This window comes from Marinitoga aeolica, from assembly GCF_029910535.1.
GTDB lineage: Bacteria > Thermotogota > Thermotogae > Petrotogales > Petrotogaceae > Marinitoga > Marinitoga aeolica.
This window is the reverse complement of sequence record NZ_CP069362.1, coordinates 322,946-345,643: the sequence shown is the minus strand read 5'-3', so window position 1 is coordinate 345,643 and position 22,698 is coordinate 322,946. Positions and strand designations below refer to the sequence as shown.

The window sequence follows — 22,698 nt, the reverse complement described above, 5'->3', positions numbered from 1 at the left end:
TATTTATACAATTATACTTTAATGATGTTAATAATTCAAGGGATTTTTTGATAAATTATAGAAAAAATAATTAGGGGGTGACATTATTAGCGAAAAAAAGTCATTTAAATATTTTATATTAATATTATCAGTTTCATCTCTTGTACTGATATTAACAGTATCCTTTATATATATTTTTTATCTAAAAGATTTATTTCAGATAAATCTAACAGATGATGAGTGTATAAATACAATAAAAGAGAGTTCTTTTTATGGTTATCCAGATAAAAAAATAGGTGTATATTTTGATTCATTTTTTTCTAATACAAAGTGGTATTGTATTAGAAATTTTGGTAAAATTAATGTTGTATTTGAAGGCAATGCATATTATTTTGGCGAATTTGCAAGATTTAAGATAGTTTTTGATGTAAAAAAAACCATTAAAACCAAGACTATACAGCCTATTGAATACACTGCTGATGGAAAAAAAATCCTTTATACAGATTTTTTGAATCTAATAAATATGATATTCAGGTGAGGTGATATATTGAAATTCGAATATGATTTAAATAATGTTAAAGAATTAAAAGATATAGCTATAAAATATTTTAAAGAAAAAAAAAGTAAATTAGCTGATGAATACGATCATTTGATAGGCTTTTCTATTTTTGATATTAATAATAAATTTCCCAGTTTAAATCTTTTTTTTGATAATGAAAAAAGATTTTTTTTTGCTTTAACACCAGGTAAACCCTCAAGATATATGAGCTCACTATATCCTCAAAAAATAGAAAATGATACAATTGACTTTTTTAAAGGGCAATACTTCAAATTAGCTAGAAAGTATAATAAAACTGTAAATGTTGCAGCAACTATGTCAATCTATCAATCACCATTTATAATTCCATGTTACTATATTAAAGGTGATGAAGGGCTTATAAAAAAGTATGTATTATCAGAAAGATTAAAAGGTTTGAGGTATATATCTTTATATAAATATATAGATTATGAGTTATTAGATTTTATTTTAAAGTCATATAATATATGGTATTTTCAAGGGATTTATTTATATTATTTTTTAAATGAGGTACATTTAGTTTTTGATATTCCAGAACAATATGAAAACACAGAATTAATAAATAAAACATTAATAATTGAGTTAGGAAAAATAGCGAAAACTTATATAATAAAAAATAACATAAATTTATTTGATTCATACAAAATTCCGGATATGAATATAAAAAAACCAGTTTTAATGGTATTAAAAACAAATGTATGGAATTTAAAAGAAATAGATTTAGAAAAAATTAAAAGTGATATAAATGAAAAAATAGATAAAGCTTATAGTAGTGTGATAAATACATTTAAATGGTAGCATGTAAAATTTTGTGTAAATGCCTCTTCTTGGATGGTAATAAATTAATTAAATTGGATTATTATTCTTAAATTATTTTCATATGAATTATCGTCTATATTGTAATATGCTTTAGTAGTAATTTTCAGAAGTTTTTGATGTGATTTTTGGGAATAAACACTCTTTTGCAATTTTAACTGCAAGATTTAACATTATTAAATTGAGAATATATTTTTAGTGTTAGTTTTTAGCATTTAGTTTTATGTATTATTGATTATTTCAGGTTTTTGAATTTAGTTGTATTAAGAATTATAGACGTATTTTGTTATTCTTTCTTTAAAAAAGATGGATAGTTCGTTTAGGACTTTACTCCAGTTTCTATATCGAGCTGTCCATCTTTTTGTTGCATCTATTGTTGCTAAATATAATATTTTTAATAATGCATCATCATTTGGAAATGAAGTTTTATTTTTAGTCACTTTTCTATATTGTCTATTCAATGATTCTATTACATTTGTTGTGTACATTATTTTTCTTACATCATCACCATAATCAAAATATGGCGATATTGTTTCCCAGTGTTTTTCCCAACTTTCTAATGCTAATTTGTATTTTGTCCATTTATTTTCTTTTAAATCCTGTAGATTTGAATAAGCTATATCTTTATTCGGTGCTTTATATACTTTTTTTAAATCATTTACAAGTTCCTTTCTATCTTTGTAATTAACATATTTTAATGTATTTCTTATTTGATGTATTATACATCTTTGTACTACAGTATCAGGAAATGCAGCTTTAATTGCTTGTGGAAATCCAGTTAATCCATCTACTGAAGCTATTAATATATCCTTAACTCCTCTATTTTTTAAATCATTCAATACTCTTAACCAAAATTTTGATGATTCAATTTCCCCTATGTATATACCAAGGACTTCTTTAAATCCATCAATATTTACTCCTATTACAACATATGCAGTCTTTTTAATTATTTCACCATCATCTTTTACTTTAAATACTATTCCATCCATGAAAACAAAAGTATATATCTCTTCTAATGGTCTGCTTTGCCACTCTCTAATTTCGGGTAATATCTTATTAGTTATTTTACTTATCATTTCAGCTGATAATTCTACTCCATATATATCTTCTACATTCTTAGCTATATCTTTCGTACTTAATCCTAAACCATACATTCCTATTATTCTACCTTCAATATCTGAAATATCTCTTTTATATTTTGGTATTATTTTCGGTTCATATTCCCCTTTTCTATCTCTGGGTATTTTTAATTCCATCTCACCCATACTTGATCTTACCTTTTTTGAGCTGTATCCATTTCTAGAATTATCTGTTTCTTTATTTTCTTTATCGTATTTCTCATACCCTAACTCATCTTCTAATTCAGCTTCTAACATTTCTTGTATTATTGGTCCCATCAATTCTTTAATCTTATCATATACATCTTTCATTGTATTTACTTCAGGATCCCTTGCTATTAACTTTGCTAACTTTTCAATGTTACTTTCTTCTTTTTTCTTTCTCTTTGCCATTTTAAAAACCCCCTTCTTGGTTTTATTTTACCATACCAAGAAGAGGGTTCTATTTTTTATTTACACAAAATTTTTTATGGTCTCATTTAAATAATATTTGAGGCACCATTTGGTGCCTCAAATATTATTTAGATAAAGCTTCTTTTGCTATATTTACATATTCTCTAAAAGCTTCGTAATCATTTACTGCGAGTTCAGATAACATCTTTCTGTTGATATTTACACCTGCTAATTTTAAGCCATGAATTAAATCATTATATTTTAAGCCTTCATTTCTAGCTGCAGCATTAATTCTTGTTATCCATAGTCTTCTGAAATCTCTTTTCTTTTGTTTTCTGCCAGCATAAGCATATTTTCCTGATCTGAAGAATTGTTGCTTTGCTAAAACATACCTTCTGCTTAGAGCCCCTCTATAACCTTTAGCAGCTTTAAGATATTTTCTTCTTTTCTTTTTAGCATGAACAGCTCTTTTTACTCTCATCTATATTCTCTCCTTTCGGTTATTTTTTTTTAATTATTTTAATCCAAGTAATCTTTCAACTTTATCATTCAAACCTGTTGGTATATCTTTATATTGATGCAACCTTTTCATTCTTTTTTTACCTCTTATTCTTGTGTTATGACCAACATTTGATCTTCTCATTCTTATTTTTCCTGATCCTGTAACTTTAAATCTTTTTGCTGATGAAGAATGTCTTTTAATTTTCATAATTAATCCTCCTTTTAATTATTTTTTATTTTTTGGTGATAAAATCATATCCATATCTCTTCCAGCCATTTTAGGTGCCCTTGTCACTTCAGCAATATCTTCAACGTTTTTAATAACTTTATTTAAGATTTCTTTCCCTTTATCTGTAAACATAATATCTCTACCTAAAAACATTACCACAACTCTTACCTTATTTCCATCCTCTAAAAAAGTTCTAATTCTTCTCACTTTAGTGTTAAAATCATGCTCGTCGATTCGTAATCTAAATTTCATTTCTTTTAATATTTGCTTCTTTTGTTTCTTTTTCGCTTCTTTTTCTCTCTTCTCTTTTTCGTATCTGTATTTTCCAAAATCCATAATTTTAGCTACTGGCGGATTAGAGTTTGGCGAAACCAAAACTAAATCGAGTCCTTCTTGATAAGCAATCTGTAGAGCTTTTTTCGTTTCCATTATGCCTAATTGTTCACCACTTTTTCCTATTACCCTAACTTCTTTCACCCTAATCTCTTCGTTTCTCAATGTTGTATCTTTTGATTTCTTAATACTTATCCCTCCTGTTCTTTTCTACACCTATAGTGTAGAAAACAATAAATATATAAATTAAAATGGGTGGAGTAAACTCCACCCAAGTATTTCCCATTAATCTTAAAACCCCTGACGGCTAAACTACCCGAGGTGGGAAGCAACTGGGTGGCTTCCGCTTTTCACATAAACAAATGTCCAAAAACTGGTGGGCCATGCGGGATTCGAACCCACGGCCTACTGATTAAGAGTCAGCCGCTCTACCAGCTGAGCTAATGGCCCACACTAAATATGGCACGCCCGGAGGGACTTGAACCCCCAGCCTGCGATTTTGGAGACCGCCGCTCTACCAATTGAGCTACAGGCGTGTTATTATTGGCTGGGAGGGGAGGACTCGAACCTCCATCGGCGGATCCAGAGTCCGCTGTCCTGCCATTAGACGACCTCCCAAGACAGATAGTATTATAACATTATTTTTTCAATTAGTCAACGCCTATTCTTTTCAATAATGAAATAATTTTTCTAATTTTATATTATTTTTTAATGAACAATAATATAATTTAAGTTTTTCTGAAAAGGAAATACTTTTATTATTAAGTTCTTCTTCTCCCAGCAAAATAAAATCATCAAATGTTCCATTAAAACTTATTTTATGATTTTGTATATACAATACATTTGGTTTAAATTCAATTAATTCGTCTATCCAATGAGTTACTATAATTATAGTTTTTCCAATTTTTCGAAGATTTTTTATTATATTCCATATTTTTTTTCTTCCATCATAGTCTAACCCTACTGTAGGTTCATCAAATACAATATATTTAGGGTCATAGGAGAGAATTGAGGCAATGGCTACTCTACGCATCTCACCACCAGATAAGGTAAAAGGATTTCTCTTTAAAAAACTTTTATTTAAACCGACAAGGTTTAGGATGTTATAAATATCATTTTGACTAATAGTTTTATTAAAATTTTTTGGAGCATACATTAATTCTTCTAATACTGTAGGTAAAAAAAATTGATTTTCTGGATATTGAAAAACAATACCAATTTTTTCTCTAATTTTTTTAATATCATTTTTTTGATCTTTTGTATATATTCCATCAACCAAAATTTCACCGTTTTTGGGTATTAGAAGGCCATTTAAGGTTTGTATTAAAGTTGTTTTACCTGAACCGGTTTTTCCTAAAACAACCCACATGGAATTCTCGTTTATTCTCCAAGTTATATCTTTTAAAGCAATAGTTTCAAATGGAGTACCTTCAGCATATGTATAAGAAACATTATTTATTTCTATTGGCATATATTTCTCTCCAAATCTTTTATAGATTTACCAGTATATTTTTTTACTATATTTTCAAAAGGAATTTCAACATTAAAATTTTTATTTTCTGACCAGTGATAAAATTTATCTCTATTATCATAAAATACAATTTTTCCTGAATCCAGAGCAACAATTTTTTCTACAAATTGTAAATCTTTTGCATGATGCGAAGCTATAATGATAGTTTTTCCGATAGTTATTAAATTTTTAATAACCTTGTATATTTCTTCACGACCTTCTGGGTCAAGCATTGTTGTAGGTTCATCCATCAAAATAAAATCAGGTTGCATTGCCAACATAGAAGCAATAGCTAATCGCTGTTTTTGACCGCCGGATAATGTGTTTGGATCCTTTTTTTCCAATCCTATTAAATCAGTAACATTTAAAGCCCAGTTAATTCTTTTTTTCATTTCATTTCTATCCAGCCCTAAATTCTCCAAACCAAAAGCAATATCTTCTTCAACAGTAACACCTACTATTTGATTTTCTGGATTTTGAAAAATATAACCTACATGTTTTTTTAGAAATAAAATCGATTCGTTATCATGAAAATTAATTTTTTTATTATATAAATAAACTTCTCCACTATCTGGAGACAATATGCCACTTAATAATCGTAATAAAGTTGATTTTCCGCTTCCATTAGATCCCACTATTCCAATTGGGATTTTATTTTCAAAATAAATATTTAAATTATTAAATATACATTTTTCGTTATAACTAAAATTAATTTTTTTTGTTTCAAGCATTATATTTTCACCGACTTATATAATCTAATACCGCCTTTTTTTGTAATTTCTGTAACATTTCCGAAAATTTTTTTCATATATTCTTTTATTCTACTTCCACCTTTATTATGAAAAGCAACTAATTGTAAAGTGCCTTCTTTTTTTAAATGTTTATACGAATTTTCTATTAAAGACATCCAGACCTTCTTACCAGCAACAATTGGAGGGTTGGATATAATTTGATCGAATATCTCATTTTTCCATGGTTCAAATAGATATCCTTGCCTGATATCAGCAAAAATATTATTATCTTTTGCATTTATTTTTGTAAATTCAACGGCTCTTTTGTTAATATCACTCATAAAAATGTCAATATCAGGATATTCCTTCTTTAAAGTAATACCAATAACTCCGTATCCGCACCCAATATCCAATATTTTTTTTCCAGTAATTTCAACATTTTCTAAGAGTATTTTTGTAGCTTTGTCTATTTCTTTTTTTCCATATACACCTGATGGTGCTTTAAATATATACGTATGACCATTTTTTAACTCAAGTGTTAATGTTTTCACTGTTAATTCAGTTTCGGGGTTTTCAATATAATAATGTTGAAACTTTGTCAGTTTTTTTCTTTTTTCTTTTTTCTTTTCATTATTTTGTTCTCCATATAATTTTATAACCTGTTCTGGAGTTAAATCTTTTAAGTCTTCTGGACCAAAAATTTTTTCATTTTTTTCTTTCATTTCATTCCTCCTGTTTAAACAATTCATTTAATGTTAGTAATATACCAAAATTATATTTATTATTAAATTGATATAATGTTAAACCGTTCGGAAAGTTAATATAATTTGCTCCGAAATTAAAAAAAATGCTAATGTTATTTTTATTTATAGGAATAGTGTAATCTAAACCAATAGCCAAAAAAACAGCATCTTCAAAAGTCCCCTTAAAAGCAGGCAGGCTTGTAACTATATTACCTGTTTTTATCCAATTCATTATTTTTAGATTTAAAGATATATTCATTTTTAAATTTTGAATGTTTGTAGTTATTCCTGTGAAAAAACCAAAATTTCCAATTTTAGTAGTAGTAGCATTTTCTGAATCATTTAAATCAAATGTATTCCATAATCCTGAATAAAGAGCTAAATTATTAAAATATATGGTTAGATTTGTTGATATATAGTTATTTAATTGAGGGTTATTGAGATTAAAATCAGAGTTTAAATTAAATCCTATGTTTTTATTATTTTTATTGTATGAAAGACCAAATGTTGGATATCCAGCCTTTACTTTTATATTGCTAATAGGAAATTCTAAAAAAACTCCATTTGAATATATACCTAAATTTGCTGAAAAAACTGATAAAGAAAATATAAATAAAAATAAAAAATAAAAAAGCCTTTTCATAAAAATCCCCCTTAAAATTAAAGATGGCCGGGCACCCCCGCGGCACACAGGAAGTACCGCTTATGGCTGCTCCCTTCCGGGCCTGACCAGGTTCGCGGGTTCCCGTTGCGCGGGACCCAGCCTATAGTAGGTCCCTAGAACCAATAGTATTATAATAGAAAAATGTTACATAATCCATAAATATTTATTAATTTCCCAATCAGTTACATTAATAGAAAACTCTTTCCATTCGGATTCTTTTAATTCAATATATTTTTCAAAAATATGGTTTCCAAGAACTGATTTTATTAAATCATCTTTTTTTAACTCTTCAATAGCTTCTTTTAAATTTCCGGGAAGATGGTCAATACCAACTTTATCTCTCTCTTCTGGTGTCATATGATAAATATTTGAAATTACAGGTGAAGGTGGTTCTATATTATTTTCAATTCCTTCTAAACCAGCAGCTAATAAAGTAGCCAATAGTAAATATGGATTAGCTGTAGGATCAGGACTTCTCACTTCAATTCTAGTACCTTTTCCACGTGCTGCAGGTACTCTTATTAAGGCACTTCTATTACTTGGGGACCATGCAATATTAACAGGTGCTTCATATCCAGGGACCAGTCTTTTATAACTATTAATTGTAGGATTAGCTATTGCAGTAATTGCTTTTATATGCTTTAGAACTCCGCCAACAAAATATCTTAATGTCTCGCTTAATTCAAATTCTTTATTTTCATCATAAAAAGCATTTTTACCATCTTTAAATAAACTTAAATGAGTGTGCATTCCAGATCCGTTTTCACCAAAAAATGGTTTTGGCATAAATGTGGCATGTAATCCTTTTAATAAAGCGATTGTTTTTACAACTAATTTAAAGGTTTGAATATTATCAGCTGTTTTAAGAGCTTCATCATAAGTAAAATCTATTTCATGTTGTGAAGGAGCAACTTCATGGTGTGATGCTTCAACGTTGATTCCCATTTCTTCTAAAGCTAATACAATATCTTTTCTTGTTTCTTCTCCTTGATCTATAGGTAATAAATCAAAATATCCACCATTATCTAAAAATTTTAATATAGGTTTATTTGATTGACTATCTTTTGGTAATAGGAAAAATTCTGGTTCAGGTCCAACATAAGCAGAAAATCCTTTTTCCTTTAATTTGTTTAATACCAATTTTAACCTGTATCGTGGATCACCTTCAAACGGAGTACCATTAGAATTATAAACGTCACAAATTAATCTAGCAGATTTATAACCTTGGTCTGTCCATGGATAAATTGCGAATGTTGAAGGATCAGGTCTTAAATACATATCAGACTCTTCTATTCTGACAAAACCTTCAATGGAAGAACCATCAAACATTGTTCCTTTTTCGAATGAATTTTTTAATTCATCCCATGGTATTTCTACATTTTTTAGCAAACCATTAATATCAGTGATTTGCAATCTTATAAATTTGACTTTTTCAGATTCAACTACTTTTAAAACTTCATCCCTCTCCACAATAAACACCCCCTATAAGTAATCTTATAGGGGGATTATATCATATTTTTTGATTTTTTTCAATAACTAATAATAAACATCTTTAATTATATTTAATCGACTTTAAAAAAGGATATTATGAATGTCAATTTTTCTGAACTTTTTTGTAGTTTTTCTGATTGAGCAATCAAAGTATTTATAACTTCCGTTTCATTATTGATAATATTTGTGAATTCCAATATTTCATTCTTTGAAACATTTAAGAAACTATTGATTTCTATTTTCTTATCATCAAATGATTTTAAAACGCTATTTTGTTCTTCTATGATATTTTTTAAAATATCAAAAACTCTATCTAATTCCAGAGTAAGGTTGTTTATTTCCGTCATATCTTTTTCAAATCTGTTCATTATTGAATCAAGATTATTTATATTTTCTTTTGAAGATTGTACTTCATTTAAGAGTATTTTCATATCATCGCCTATCAGTTTTATTTGGTTTGAAATATCTTCTGCAATATTGTTAGTTTCAACCGATAAACTTCTTATTTCGTCTGCAACAACAGCAAAACCTTTACCGGCTTCTCCCGCCCTCGCTGCCTCTATAGCAGCATTTAATGCAAGTAAATTGGTTTGTTTAGAGATATCGGTGATTTTCTCTACAAAATCAAAAACTTCTTCTACCTTTTTATTGAAATTTTCGAAACTAGAAGCTAAGTTCATTATTAAATTGTTTATTAATTCTGTTGTTTCTTTTGTTTCGCTTGTCATTTTTTTAGTTGTTGTATTAAATTGACTTAATTTATCAATTGTATTTTCTATAGTATTTGCTTCATTTAATATGTTGCTGCTATTATCAAAGAGCACTTCAATATTTTTATCTAAAGAATATAGAAATTCTTCCATATCATTCATTAAATTTCTAACACTTTCTACAACCTTTTCGATTGTAATTTTTGTATTTTCTAACTTTTCCGAAGAGGTATCAATTTCTTTTGAGGCAGTATTTAATCTATTTATATTTTCGTTTAAGTCTTTGAACATAGAAATTAAAAAGTCAAGTGTGCTATGTATTTTACTCATCATGATGCCTATTTCATCATTTTTTCTTCTTTCTAATTTAATAATATCTTTTAAATTCCCCTGTGATATGTTATCGAGATTCTTTACTACAACATGTAGGTCTTTAGAAAATCTTCTTCCCATATAAATAGAAATTATTATAGAAATTAAAATTATTACTAAAATAATATAAATTATCATATTTATAATTTTGCTCATATCAATATTTAAATTTAAAGAAATACGTGCTGTTTTAAATTCAGGTAAAGTAAAGTTACTTTTCAAGCTGATATTTAAATCTGTTTTTGTTTTGATTAATGGTTTAGAAATTTGAACGTACATTAATGGGAAAATTTGAGATGTTGTATAGAAGCTTCTAGCTTCTTTTTTCAAAATAGTTTCTGTAATAAACTTGTTTATATTAGATGGATTAAATTTAAGATTTGAAGTAGGTATATTGCCAAATAATGGCGTTCCTGTAGAAGAATAAATTACTATATATGCATCAATTAAATTACCTATTTCTACGATATCATCATATCCGAATTCTTTTAAACCGGCCAATATTCCAACAATTTTTTGTGTTGATACAGGGTCATAAACTGGGGTTAATGTTAGAAAAAAAGGTTTATTATCTATAAAAATAACCTTGCTTAATCCATAAGAAAGATTTTTTGAAATTATTTGGATAGAATTCATTTTAACAAAATTAAGTATATTTAAGTTTTTTAAATTATCTTTGCCAGGGACATAACTTTCAGCTTTCTTTTGAATTTTATAATTTTCTCCTTTTATTGAAATTTCAAAAGCATTTTTCTTTGTAAATATTTTAGGGTTAATAAGCCACAGTTGGATTCCGTCTAATTTTTGCAAATCAGCATATGGTTGTAATAAACTATATCTTTCTATAATTGAAATAGATTTTGAAGCGGCTTTTCTTTTTAAATCAGTACTTCTACTGATAGCATTCAAAAAATCTTCTAAATTTTTGATATTTTCTTTTATTTTATTTTCAAATATTGAAAATAAGGTAGAAAGGGTTTTATCATAATTTTCAATAAAGAAGTCTTCGAATTTTTTGTTTACATCATTATTTAAATTTTTTAGTTGTTCTGAAATATTTTGATTATAGTCATTAATTTGTTTCTCTAAAAGTTTATTATAATTTGAAAATTGCTCTTTATAACTATTTTGAATATTTGAAATTTGGTTGTTTACATTTTTTATTATTAATTTTTCCTGAGATTTAATCGAATTATTCACGAAAAAAGATACTATTAATAAAGGAACTACGGAAAGAATAAGAATAATAAGCCCAATTTTAAATCCCATTGAGCTAAAAAAATTAATTTTAAATTTAGAGTCTTTCAATTTTGCCCCCTCCTATATTTTAGTTTAGTTTATTATACCAAATAATTATACCAAAAAATATTATATAAATACAAGTATATAATATTGAAAAAAATATATAATCTTATATAATTTCTTATAAATGCATATAAATACTAATAATTATAAAAAAATAAAAAAATTAATATTAGCTTGAAAATATTGAGCTGTAATTAATTTTTTATTTTATGATATAATATAAATAAAAGAATATTAATTTTGTTAAAAGTAGGAGGAATAATATGAATGATGGAGAATTTAAGAAAGAAAATAAAATAGAAATGAATATTTCTCATAAAGAGCTGAAAGACAAAGAAAAAATTCCTAAAAACAATAATAAGTTGTTAATCTTTTTGCTATTTTTAAATCTCCTATTATTAGGAGGTATTAGTTATTTGCTTTTTGAACAATTTACATTTAAAGTCTCAGTGAAAGAAGATATAAGAATAATAAAAAATAAAGTAACAGAATTCGAAGGATTAAATAATAATCTTGAAAAGTTAAATAATAATTTTCAAATTTTAGATATAATAAATTCTAACACAAGACAAATACCGGATATTTTAATAGAATTGGGAGAAAATAAAAAAATCTTAAAAAGTTTCAATCTTAATGAACTTAATAAACTGATTGAGGGAATTAAGGGGAATAATAATTCAAATTTAACAAATGAGTTTAAAACATTTGAGGATGCAATTAAAACAGAATTAAATACAACTTTAGATAAAAAATTTAATCAATTGTTAAAAAAAATATCCATTTTGCCTAACGAAACAAGACAAGAACAATCTGGATTTAAAGATTTGAATACAAAGATCATTGGCATAATAAATGATGTAAATGAAATCAAGAATAATGTTTTTAGTTTGACTCAAAGCTTAAATAAAGAAATTAAAAATAGTATTGAAATAGATAAAAAAATAGACAATATTTATTCAAATACAAGCTCATTAAAAGTAATGGTAAACGATATGTCTAAAGAAATAGATAAAAAATATATATCTTTAAGTAATAAAGTAATGGTGATTGATAAAAAAATATCTGCAATTAAAATAGAAAATTATAATGATAAGTTTCTTGAATTGGAAAAAAGATTTCAAAACATTGAAAGCGACATTTTAAATTTTGAAAATTATTTTGAAAAATCACAAAATAAATATTATAAAAAAATAGAATATATATTAAATAAAAAAGACATTCTATCTCAAATTGAAAAATTAAATAATTATATTGAAAGTGAAGAATTTAAATTGATAGAAATGGTTGATATGTATAAAAAAATAGTAATTGAATATGGAGAATTTCCTAATGATGATGAAGTAAAAAAATTATTTTTAAGTATATCTGAAAAAGTTCATAATAAACTTTTTAACGTTATAAATAATGAAATAAGTTATGTAGAAAAATCGGAATATAATGAAAGCATAAAAAAAGATATAAACTATTTAACTTTTGTAGTTTCTGAATTTCCTCAGGTTAAAGATTATAAAAAAGAATATGATAGTCTGAAACAATCTCTGGAAAAATTAAAGAAAATAGAAGTAGAAAAAATCAATGAGTATAACAATATGGTAATAAATGAAATAGATAGTTATTTAGCATTATTCAGTAAAAAATTTATTTCTGAAGAAGAAGTAATAAATGCGTATAAAGAAAAGATATTAAAAATAAACCCGGAACTTTTGAATGAAAGAGTTAAAGAAAGATATTTAAAAATAATAGAAAAAACTAAGGAAATATTGGGGGAAAAGTATATCTGGTAGGTATTTTAGGAGGGAGAAAAAATGGCAATTAAAAAAAGTAGAACAGAGAGAAATTTATTAATTGCATTTGCAGGTGAATCACAGGCAAGAAATAGATATGATTTTTTTGCAGGTGTTGCCAAAAAAGAAGGATATATAAAAATTCAAAAAGTTTTTTTAGAATTGGCAGAAAATGAAAGATCACATGCGAAGAATTTTTTTAAACATCTGGAAGGTGGGGATTTAAAAATAGAAGCGACTTTCCCAGCTGGAAAAATTGGAAATACAGTGGAAAATTTAAAAATGGCAATAGAGGGTGAAACATATGAATATACAGAATTATATCCTAAATTTGCAAGAATAGCTGAGGAAGAGGGATTTAAAAATATATCGATTCTTTTTAAATCTATAGCAGTAGCAGAAAAACATCATGCTGAAACTTTAAAAGAGTTATTGGAAGAATTGGAAAAAGAAAGTATATTTAAAAGTCAAGATAAGGTTTTGTGGAAATGTGAAAAATGCGGATATATTATGGAAGGATACGAACCGCCAGAAAAATGTCCGGCATGTAATCATCCTAAAGCGTATTTTGTAAAAATTGAAAGATAAAACAAAAGCAGGTATTACAAAATGTAATACCTGCTTTTTTAAGATGGCGTGCCCGACTGGATTTGAACCAGCAACCTTTGGATCCGCAGTCCAATGCTCTATCCAATTGAGCTACGGGCACATGAAAATAGGTAAAAAAAATGGCGGAGAGGGTGGGATTTGAACCCACGGAGGGTAATAACCCTCACTTGCTTAGCAGGCAAGCGCCTTCGGCCACTCGGCCACCTCTCCGACGCGAAACAATTATAACATGAATATTATTCTTTGTCAATACTTTTTACGTAAATTTTTGGGTCGTATTCGTTTAACTTTTTTTCAATTATTTTTAATAATTCCTCGAAACCTTCGGTTATATCTACTTCTTCTGAATTCCTTTCATATCTCAATTTAACTTCAACTTTTCCCTCTTTCATTTTTTTACCTAAAATAATTTTTAGAGGTATTCCGATTAAATCGGCATCTTTAAATTTAAATCCTGGGGAAGCATCTCTGTCATCATATAAAACATCATATTTTCCTTTTAATAATTTATATAATTCTTCAGCTTTATCTGATAATTCTTTCTGTTTCATAGAAACAGGTATAATTACAAGTTCAAAAGGTGCAATGTTTCTTGGCCATATGATACCATAATCGTCATGTAATTGTTCAACTATAGCTCCTAATGTTCTTGAAACACCCCAACCATAACAACCCATTATAAATGGTTTTTGCTTTCCGTCTTCTGCAGTGTAGTATGCATGTAATTTTTCTGAATATTTAGTTCCTAATTTAAATACCTGACCAACCTCTATACCCTTAATTTCTTTTAAAGGTTTTCCGCATTTTGGGCATGGTTCCCCTTTTGAAACCATTCTTATATCAGTATAAACATCAATTTTGAAATCTCTATTTATATTTACATTTACATAATGCTTATCTTTTTCCATCCCTCCAACAACAAAATTTTTCATATTTTTTATGCTGTAATCAGCAACAATTTTTACATTTTTAATTCCAACAGGACCAATAAATCCAATTTCTACCCCGAATTCATTTTTAATTTCTTCTGGTTCTCCCATGGATAGAGTTTGATCTCCAAAATATGCTTTGAGTTTTGATGTATTTAATTCATAATCTCCGCGAATTAAGGCTAATACCCAACCTTCTCTTCCTTTGAAAAGAAGAGATTTAACAATTTTTGTTTTATCAACATTTAGGAAGTTAGCAACATCTTCAATAGTTTTTACATCTGGAGTATCTACTTTTTTCATTTCTTGTTCTGTTTCATTTGATTCTTCGAAAATAACATTTGAAACTGCTTTTTCATCAGTAGCGGAATAACCGCAATCACAGTAATAAATTGTACTTTCGCCATATTCAGCTTTTACTTGGAATTCATGTGAGTCACTTCCACCAATAGCGCCTGTATCGGCTTCAACAACTAAATAATCCACACCTAATCTTTCTAAAATTTTTTCGTAAGCCTTATAAAAAGCTTTATATGTTTCATCTAATGATTCTTCTGAATCGTGGAAAGAATAAGCATCTTTCATTATGAATTCTCTGGCTCTTAATACACCAAATCTTGGTCTTATTTCATCTCTGTATTTGTTAGCTATTTGGAATAAAGATATTGGTAATTGTTTATATGATCTCAATTCATTTTTAACTATAGTTGTAATCATTTCTTCATGAGTTGGTCCTAAAGTAAAGTCTCTGTTATGTCTGTCTTTTAATTTCATCATTTCTGGACCATAATCATCCCATCTTCCGCTTTCTTGCCATATTTCAGCTGGTTGAATAATTGGCATCAATATTTCTTGTGATTCAATATTTTCCATTTCTTCTCTTACGATTCTTTCTATTTTTTTGAGGACTTTATTACCTAATGGTAAATAGGTATAAACTCCTGAGGCGGTTTTTCTGATAAATCCACCTCTTATTAATAATTCATGACTTTTAATTTCAGCATCATTAGGAACTTCTTTCAAAGTAGGTGCATAATATTTTGACATTCGCATCTTTATTCCTCCTATTTTTGAATTTAGATTTGTTTAATTTTAACATATCATTTTAAATAATACAACTTTTAATGGTAAAAAAAATATGAAGCGGGATAAATAATAATGATTGAAATTTTAAAAACTTCTTAATTATACACAGTATTCTATATGGTATAATATAATAAACAAGAAAAATAAGATAGGAGGATATAAAATGAAAAAATTTTATGTGACAACCCCCATATATTATGTTAATGCTGAACCACACATAGGTTCAAGTTATACTACTATAGTAGGAGATATAATTTCACGATATAAAAGAATGAGAGGATATGACGTTTTTTATTTAACTGGAACAGATGAACATGGCCAAAAAATTTTACAGGCAGCTAAAGCAAAAAATATAGATCCTCAGGAGTTATGTAACGAATTATCAGGAAAATTTAAAACATTATGGGAAGAATTACAAATTACAAATGATTATTTTGTTAGAACAACAGATGAGCAACATATGAAAACAGTACAATTTTTTGTAGAAAAAATGTTGGAAAATGGAGATATATATAAGGGAAAATATGAGGGATGGTATTGTGTTCCTTGTGAAACATATTGGACAAATGAAGAAATTGAAGAGAAAGATGGTAAAAAAATATGTCCATCATGTGGTAGAGAAGTAAATTGGGTTGAAGAAGAGAATTATTTCTTTAGACTTTCAAAATATAATGAACCTCTAAAGAAACATTTTAAAGAAAATCCGGATTTTGTAGAACCGGAATTTAGAAAAAATGAAATGTTAAAAATATTAGAAAGTGGATTAAAAGATTTGAGCATAACCAGAACAACATTCAATTGGGGAGTTCCTATGCCCAATGATCCTAAACATGTAATATACGTTTGGGTAGATGCATTAATAAATTATGTAAGTGCATTAGGTTATCCGGAAAATAAAGAATTATTTGAGAAATATTGGCCAGCAGATTTACATTTAATTGGAAAAGAAATAAATAGATTTCATTCTTTAATTTGGCCAGCGATGTTAATGTCTGTTGGATTACCATTACCTAAAAAAGTTTTTGCTCATGGTTGGTTGACGGTAAACGGTCAGAAAATTTCTAAGTCATTAGGTAATGCTATAGATCCAAGAGTTTTAGTAAAAGCCTATGGCAATGATGTTATTAGATATTATTTAATGAGAGATATTGTTTTTGGCAAAGATGGAGATTTTTCAGAAGATAATTTAATTACAAGATATAATTCGGATTTGGTAAATGATTTAAGTAATCTTGTTCATAGAACATTGTCCATGGTAAATAAATATTTTGATAGCAAAATACCAGAGCCCTCCGAAAAAGCAGAAGTGGATAATCAATTACATGACTTAATAAATTCCACAATTGAAAAATATGAGAATTATATGGATAAATATTTATTTACTCATGCATTAGAAAGTCTATGGGAATTAGTAAGGTTTACAAATAAATATATAGATCTTACTGAGCCATGGTTGTTAGGGAAAGATGAGTCTAAAAAGATGAGATTAGCAACTGTTATGTATAATTTAATGGATTCTATCAGAATTATTGGTTTATTAATTTCTCCGATAATGCCGGATACAGCTATTAAAATATTTGAAAAATTATCAATCGAAGAGCCAGAAAAATATATTAACAATGAAAATATAAAAATAGGATTGCTACAATCTGGTAAAAAAGTAAACATTGGAGATCCAATATTTAAAAGAATTGATGTAAAAAAATGGGAAAAAGTAATAGTTATGAAAAAGGAGGAAGGAAAAATGGAAGAAAAGAAAGTTGAAGCAAAAAAAGAAGAAATAATGGAAAATGTTTTAATAGACATCGATTATTTTAAAAATGTTGATTTAAGGGTAGCAAAGATTTTAGAAGCAGAAAAAGTAAAAAAATCAAAGAAATTAATAAAATTACAATTAGATTTGGGTGAATTAGGAAAAAGACAGATAGTAGCAGGTATAGCTAATTATTATGAACCAGAAAATTTAATTGGAAAACGAATAATTATAGTAGCTAATTTAAAACCGGCTAAACTAATGGGAATAGAATCAAACGGAATGTTATTAGCAGCAAAAATAAACGATAAATTAGTTTTACTAACAACTGATGGTGATATCGAACCAGGAGCTAAAATTTCGTAATTTAGGAGGGTAATTTTTAATGAGTGATATTTTAAATAGATCGTTTGAACAAGAACTTAAAGAATCATATCTTTTATATTCACTTAGTGTAATTACAAGTAGAGCTATTCCTGATGTTAGAGATGGGTTAAAACCAGTTCAAAGAAGAATATTGTATTCAATGGATGAGTTGAATTTAAGACATACAGCAGCTTATAAAAAATGTGCCCGTATTGTTGGTGAAGTAATGGGTAAATATCACCCTCATGGTGATGCTGCAATTTATGATGCACTTGTAAGAATGGCACAACCATTTAGTTTAAGATATCCATTAGTAATAGGTCAAGGAAACTTTGGTTCAATAGATAGAGATCCTCCAGCTGCAATGAGGTATACAGAAGCTAAAATGCATGAGCTGGCAGAATATATGCTAATGGATATAGACAAAAATACCGTAGATATGTTAGATAATTTTGATGGTTCTTTACGAGAACCATCTGTTTTGCCAACAAGGATACCAAACTTATTAATGAATGGCGTAAATGGTATAGCAGTTGGTATGGCAACAAATATCCCATCCCATAATTTAAATGAATTAGTTGAAGGTATTAAAAAATTAATTGACAATCCAAATTCAACAACAGACGATTTAATGGAGTACATAAAAGGGCCAGACTTACCAACTGGTGGTATCATTGTTGATGGAGATAAATTAAAAGATATTTATAAAACAGGTAGAGGTTCTTTTCATATAAGAGCTAAATATGAGTTGGAAGAAAATAAAAATGGATTAAGTATAGTTATTAAAGAAATACCTTATGGTGTTCCAAAATCAGATTTAATAACTCAAATTGCTAATTATGTTACAAAACAAAAGGAAAATAAAAAAGATGTAGGGATAAAAAATATCAGAGATGAATCAGATAAAGAAGGTATCAGAGTAGTAATAGAATTAAAAAAGAATGTAAATCCTCAAAGAATAATAAACCAATTATTAAAACATACATCTTTACAAATATCTTTTGCAGTTCAAATGACGGTTATAGACAAAAGAAAACCTCGAGTAATGAATTTAAAAGAGATATTGCAGGCATTTATTGATCATAGAGTAGATGTAGTAACAAGAAGAACACAATTTGAGTTGGATAAAGCAAGAAAAAGATCTCATATTGTGGAAGGGTTAATGAAAGCATCAGAAGGTATTGAGTCTGTTATAGAAATAATCAGGCAATCTGAAGGAAGAGAAGATGCAATAAACAGTTTAATGGAAATAATAAACGTAACTAAAGAACAAGCTAATGCTATAGTAGATATGAGGTTGATTAGTTTATCAAAACTAGAAGGAGAGAAATTAGAAAAAGAATATGCAGAATTAACTCAAAAAATTAAAAATGCTATGGAAATTTTAAATAATAAAGAAAAATTATTTGAAGTAATAAAAGAAGAATTAGAAGAAGTAAAAACAAAATTTGGTGATGAAAGAAGAACAAAAATTACTAATCAAGGTTCTAAAATAGAAGAAGCGGATAACATTGAAGAAGAAGATCTTGTTATAGTATTAACCCAGTGGGGATATATAAAAGCGATGAAAAGTGATGAATACAAAGTTCAACATCGCGGTGGTAAAGGTTCAAAAGCGATAAAAAAATCTGATAATGATTTTATTATTCAGGTTTTGCAAACCAATAGTCTTTCAAGATTGTTGTTTATAACATCAAAAGGAAAGGCTTTTGAGCTTTATGCATATAATATAGAAAAGAGTACGAAGGAAACAAAAGGGAAACATATAAGTACATATTTATACTTAGATAATGATGAGAAGATAAAAACAATAATACCTATAGAAAACGAAAAGGATATTGAAAATAAATACATTATGCTATTTACGAAAAATGGTGTAGTAAAGCGAACATCATTAAGTGAATTTTCAAATATTAGAAAAAATGGCTTAAAGGCAATCACAATTAGAGAAGATGACATGGTTGTGGATGCATTAATAGTAGATGACAATGATGAAGTGCTAGTAATAAGCAAAAAAGGTATGAGTTTAAGATTTAAAGTTTCTGATGTTAGAGCAATGGGAAGAGCTGCTTCTGGTGTGAGATCTATAAAATTGAGAGAAAACGATAATGTAGTAAATGCAGTAAAAGTAAATGAGGAAAAAAGTATGTTATTAATTACTGAATATGGATATGCTAAACGAGTAAATTTTGAAGACTTTAGACTTCAAAATCGAGGCGGAGTAGGATTGAAATGCGTTAAAGGTACATCACGCATAGGAGATATAGTAAAAGCTTTAACTGTTGATGAAGATAGCCATATTATAGTATTTACAAAATTAGGTAAAGCAATTAGAGAAGAAGTTTCTACAATATCTACATTGAGTAGATATGCAATTGGGGTAAGAGCCATTAGATTGGATAAAGAAGATATAGTAGCAGATGCAGCAGTGGTGGTTGAAGATGAGTAAAGAATTAAACCATCCAGCGGATATATTATTTAAATTATCTGGCAATACATTAGGAGATATGTTGGAAGATTTATTTGATGCATTTAATAAGATCTTTAATCCAATTGTTGGAGGATTAAAAAAAGAATACATATATAATATATCTAAAAAAGAAATTGATGATATAGTATTTGATATAGGTAATTATTCCTTAAATAAAATATATGAAGGTTTTTTTCCATCGAAGGTTGAAGTTATAAATGAAGATGTAAAAATATATTTTTCTGAAATAATAGAATTAAAAGGAGATATGGAAATAAAAGCAATAGCTTATCCGAAAGTTATAGAAGATGAAAATTCTATTTCGTTGAAGGTTATATTTGATATTTAAGAAAATTGAAGAGGTGCAGTATTGTCTTATGAAAAAAATAACAGAAAAACAAAAAAAAATTTTAGAATATATAGAATTTTATATCAGAGTAAAAGGTTATCCGCCTTCAATGAGAGAGATAAAAGAATATTTTAATTTAAAAAGTGTTTCGACTATCTATTCTCATTTAAAATCACTGGAAAAAAAAGGTTTTATAGAAATATCTGGAAAATTTAGAGGTATAAAAGTTTTAAATCAAAAAGATTTTGGGATTATAAAAGTAGATGGTGAGTATATTGAACAAAAAATAAATTTATATGATGCTCCAATATACATAAAAAGTATTTCTGGTATTAAATTAATTAGCACATCTGAATATAAAAATATAATTGTAAAAGATGACATGAATAATTATCCTAAAAATACTCTTTTGATTTTTAATGAAAAAAACGTAATTATAGGAATAATAAATTTAAAAGAGGTGATGATAGATGAAAATAGCTATTGGTTCTGATCATGCAGCATATAAAATGAAAGAACATTTAAAAGACTATTTAGAAAGTAAAGGGATTGAGGTTATAGATGAAGGTCCATATACAGAAGATAGAGTTGATTATCCAGTATATGCCAAAAAAGTTTGTGAAAGAGTAATAAAAGGAGAAGCAAAATATGGAATATTAATGTGTGGTACAGGTTTAGGGATGTCTATTGCTGCTAATAAAGTGAAAGGTATTAGAGCAACGCTTGCATATTATCCAAAAATGGCTGAACTTGCAAGGCAACATAATAACGCAAATGTATTGGTTTTAGGTGGTAGAACTATGGGCTTTGAACTTGCTGAATGGACAGTGGATACATTTTTGAATACAGAATTTGAGGGAGGGAGACACGAAAGAAGGATTAATATTATATCCGAAATGGAGGAAAATTTATGAAAGTTGTATATGATCCAAGGCATGTTTTTTATTCACCTAAAAATGAACTTAATGGTTATGAAATGATAGATAATATAGATAAACCTGGAAGGATAGAAACAATTAAAGAAATTTTACAATTAAAATATGGAGATATTATAGTTGGATCAAAGGATTATCCAAGATCATATTTATATTTTGTTCATTCATCGGATTATGTAAATTGGCTTAAAGAAAAACAATATACTCTGGAAGATAATCAAGAATATTTTCCAAAAGTTTTTGGATATGATATGTGTATGGATACAAAAACGCCTGTTGGTAAAAATACATTTGAAATGGCTTGGATAAGCGCAAAATGCTCCTTAACAGGCGCATCATTATTATTGGAAGGTGAAGAATTGGCATATTCGTGTTCAAGACCGCTTGGACATCATGCTGGAATTACATATTGCGGTGGTAGATCTTACTTTAATAATGCAGCATTGGCAGCAAGATATCTTCAAAAAAATGGAGATATTTATATAGCAATATTAGATTTGGATTTTTATGCTGGAAATGGAACTCAAGAAATTTTTTATGAGGATAACACTGTTTTAACAATTAGTATTCATGGAAATCCTTCTAATCATTATCCATATATTTCCGGATTTGAATGGGAAATTGGCGAGAATGAAGGTAGAGGATATAATATTAATTTTCCTTTAAAAGATGGAATTAATGGACGAACTTATTTGCGTGTATTAGAAAAGGCGTTGTTGGAAGTAGAAGATTTTGATCCAGATTTTCTTATAATACCATTTGGTTCTAATACTCATGAGAAGGATTTGACGACTACCTTTAATCTTAAAGATAATGATTATAGAGAAATTGGTGAAATGATTTCATACTTAAATATTCCTAAATTAATAATTCAAGAAGGAGGATTTAACTCACAAATCAATGAAAAAGTAGTAGATAATTTGTTTAATGGATTAAACATTTGAG

20 protein-coding genes, 5 tRNA genes and 1 other RNA gene are annotated in these 22,698 nt (G+C 27.5%); 9 read left to right on the top strand and 17 right to left on the bottom strand.

The genetic code is table 11. The annotated features are described in order from the left end of the window. The first annotated feature begins 526 nt into the window (after positions 1-526). Positions 527-1,354, top strand: a complete 828-nt coding sequence (locus tag JRV97_RS01605) for a DUF4895 domain-containing protein (protein WP_280999628.1) — start codon at positions 527-529, stop codon at positions 1,352-1,354. A 281-nt stretch (positions 1,355-1,635) separates the two neighbouring features. Here JRV97_RS01605 and JRV97_RS01600 read toward each other — a convergent pair whose 3' ends face one another. The 14 genes from JRV97_RS01600 to JRV97_RS01535 all read right to left on the bottom strand — a co-directional run bounded on the left by JRV97_RS01600 (position 1,636) and on the right by JRV97_RS01535 (position 11,475). Then, positions 1,636-2,883 carry an IS256 family transposase gene (locus JRV97_RS01600; protein WP_280997532.1) on the bottom strand — a complete coding sequence of 416 codons (1,248 nt, stop codon included), beginning with the start codon at positions 2,881-2,883 and terminating at the stop codon, positions 1,636-1,638. A 124-nt stretch (positions 2,884-3,007) separates the two neighbouring features. Beyond that, entirely contained in the window at positions 3,008-3,364 is a 357-nt protein-coding gene (rplT, locus tag JRV97_RS01595) for a 50S ribosomal protein L20 (protein WP_280999626.1), read from the bottom strand. A 33-nt stretch (positions 3,365-3,397) separates the two neighbouring features. Continuing rightward, the gene (locus JRV97_RS01590) at positions 3,398-3,592 is read right to left on the bottom strand and encodes a large ribosomal subunit protein bL35 (protein WP_047266916.1); all 195 of its coding nucleotides are present in this window, start codon (positions 3,590-3,592) and stop codon (positions 3,398-3,400) included. A gap of 18 nt (positions 3,593-3,610) precedes the next feature. Continuing rightward, on the bottom strand, positions 3,611-4,135 hold the full coding sequence (infC, locus tag JRV97_RS01585) for a translation initiation factor IF-3 (protein WP_407081562.1): 525 nt from the start codon (positions 4,133-4,135) through the stop codon (positions 3,611-3,613). Positions 4,136-4,320: 185 nt separating this feature from the next. Further along, positions 4,321-4,396: transfer RNA gene (locus tag JRV97_RS01580), tRNA-Lys, on the bottom strand. Positions 4,397-4,406: 10 nt separating this feature from the next. After that, positions 4,407-4,482, bottom strand: a tRNA-Trp gene (locus JRV97_RS01575). 8 nt (positions 4,483-4,490) lie between these two features. Continuing rightward, positions 4,491-4,564 (bottom strand) — tRNA-Gln (locus JRV97_RS01570). Positions 4,565-4,616: 52 nt separating this feature from the next. Then, on the bottom strand, positions 4,617-5,417 hold the full coding sequence (locus JRV97_RS01565) for an ATP-binding cassette domain-containing protein (protein WP_280999620.1): 801 nt from the start codon (positions 5,415-5,417) through the stop codon (positions 4,617-4,619). Then, a complete protein-coding gene (locus tag JRV97_RS01560; RefSeq protein ID WP_280999618.1) occupies positions 5,408-6,187 on the bottom strand; it encodes an energy-coupling factor ABC transporter ATP-binding protein in 780 nt (259 codons plus the stop codon). The genes JRV97_RS01565 and JRV97_RS01560 overlap by 10 nt, the downstream gene beginning before the upstream one ends. Beyond that, positions 6,187-6,909: a class I SAM-dependent methyltransferase gene (locus JRV97_RS01555; RefSeq protein WP_280999616.1), complete on the bottom strand. Its 723-nt coding sequence runs from the start codon at positions 6,907-6,909 to the stop codon at positions 6,187-6,189. The genes JRV97_RS01560 and JRV97_RS01555 overlap by 1 nt, the downstream gene beginning before the upstream one ends. 1 nt (position 6,910) lies before the next feature. Further along, positions 6,911-7,573, bottom strand: a complete 663-nt coding sequence (locus tag JRV97_RS01550) for a hypothetical protein (RefSeq protein WP_280999614.1) — start codon at positions 7,571-7,573, stop codon at positions 6,911-6,913. A 22-nt stretch (positions 7,574-7,595) separates the two neighbouring features. Beyond that, positions 7,596-7,695: signal recognition particle sRNA small type (gene ffs, locus JRV97_RS01545), an RNA gene on the bottom strand. 43 nt (positions 7,696-7,738) lie between these two features. Continuing rightward, positions 7,739-9,064 (bottom strand): type I glutamate--ammonia ligase, encoded by a 1,326-nt coding sequence (gene glnA / locus JRV97_RS01540; protein ID WP_280999612.1) that lies wholly within the window; start codon positions 9,062-9,064, stop codon positions 7,739-7,741. A gap of 92 nt (positions 9,065-9,156) precedes the next feature. Next, the gene (locus JRV97_RS01535) at positions 9,157-11,475 is read right to left on the bottom strand and encodes a methyl-accepting chemotaxis protein (RefSeq protein ID WP_280999610.1); all 2,319 of its coding nucleotides are present in this window, start codon (positions 11,473-11,475) and stop codon (positions 9,157-9,159) included. Positions 11,476-11,735: 260 nt separating this feature from the next. On the opposite strand from JRV97_RS01535, the gene JRV97_RS01530 reads away from it, so the two are divergent. Next, a complete protein-coding gene (locus tag JRV97_RS01530; RefSeq protein ID WP_280999608.1) occupies positions 11,736-13,256 on the top strand; it encodes a hypothetical protein in 1,521 nt (506 codons plus the stop codon). 21 nt (positions 13,257-13,277) lie between these two features. Beyond that, complete coding sequence (gene rbr / locus JRV97_RS01525) at positions 13,278-13,844, top strand: rubrerythrin (RefSeq protein WP_280999606.1); 567 nt, start codon at positions 13,278-13,280, stop codon at positions 13,842-13,844. Positions 13,845-13,888: 44 nt separating this feature from the next. Here the strand turns inward: rbr and JRV97_RS01520 are convergent. From JRV97_RS01520 to JRV97_RS01510, 3 genes are all read right to left on the bottom strand, one after another. After that, positions 13,889-13,965: transfer RNA gene (locus JRV97_RS01520), tRNA-Arg, on the bottom strand. Positions 13,966-13,985: 20 nt separating this feature from the next. Further along, a tRNA-Ser gene (locus tag JRV97_RS01515) sits at positions 13,986-14,075 on the bottom strand. Positions 14,076-14,101: 26 nt separating this feature from the next. Then, positions 14,102-15,847 carry a proline--tRNA ligase gene (locus JRV97_RS01510; protein WP_280999604.1) on the bottom strand — a complete coding sequence of 582 codons (1,746 nt, stop codon included), beginning with the start codon at positions 15,845-15,847 and terminating at the stop codon, positions 14,102-14,104. A 196-nt stretch (positions 15,848-16,043) separates the two neighbouring features. Between JRV97_RS01510 and metG the strand changes: the two genes are divergently transcribed. From metG to JRV97_RS01480, 6 genes are read left to right on the top strand one after another with little or no spacing between them, the layout of a single operon-like run. Further along, complete coding sequence (gene metG, locus JRV97_RS01505; protein WP_280999602.1) at positions 16,044-17,999, top strand: methionine--tRNA ligase; 1,956 nt, start codon at positions 16,044-16,046, stop codon at positions 17,997-17,999. A 19-nt stretch (positions 18,000-18,018) separates the two neighbouring features. Next, positions 18,019-20,448 carry a DNA gyrase subunit A gene (gyrA, locus tag JRV97_RS01500; protein ID WP_280999600.1) on the top strand — a complete coding sequence of 810 codons (2,430 nt, stop codon included), beginning with the start codon at positions 18,019-18,021 and terminating at the stop codon, positions 20,446-20,448. Further along, positions 20,441-20,818, top strand: a complete 378-nt coding sequence (locus JRV97_RS01495; RefSeq protein ID WP_280999599.1) for an archease — start codon at positions 20,441-20,443, stop codon at positions 20,816-20,818. Before gyrA ends, JRV97_RS01495 begins: the two co-directional genes overlap by 8 nt. Before the next feature lie 28 nt (positions 20,819-20,846). Next, on the top strand, positions 20,847-21,311 hold the full coding sequence (locus JRV97_RS01490; RefSeq protein ID WP_280999597.1) for a LexA family protein: 465 nt from the start codon (positions 20,847-20,849) through the stop codon (positions 21,309-21,311). Next, the gene (gene rpiB, locus JRV97_RS01485) at positions 21,289-21,732 is read left to right on the top strand and encodes a ribose 5-phosphate isomerase B (RefSeq protein ID WP_280999595.1); all 444 of its coding nucleotides are present in this window, start codon (positions 21,289-21,291) and stop codon (positions 21,730-21,732) included. Before JRV97_RS01490 ends, rpiB begins: the two co-directional genes overlap by 23 nt. After that, positions 21,729-22,697 carry a histone deacetylase family protein gene (locus tag JRV97_RS01480; protein WP_280999593.1) on the top strand — a complete coding sequence of 323 codons (969 nt, stop codon included), beginning with the start codon at positions 21,729-21,731 and terminating at the stop codon, positions 22,695-22,697. The genes rpiB and JRV97_RS01480 overlap by 4 nt, the downstream gene beginning before the upstream one ends. Position 22,698: the final 1 nt, after the last annotated feature.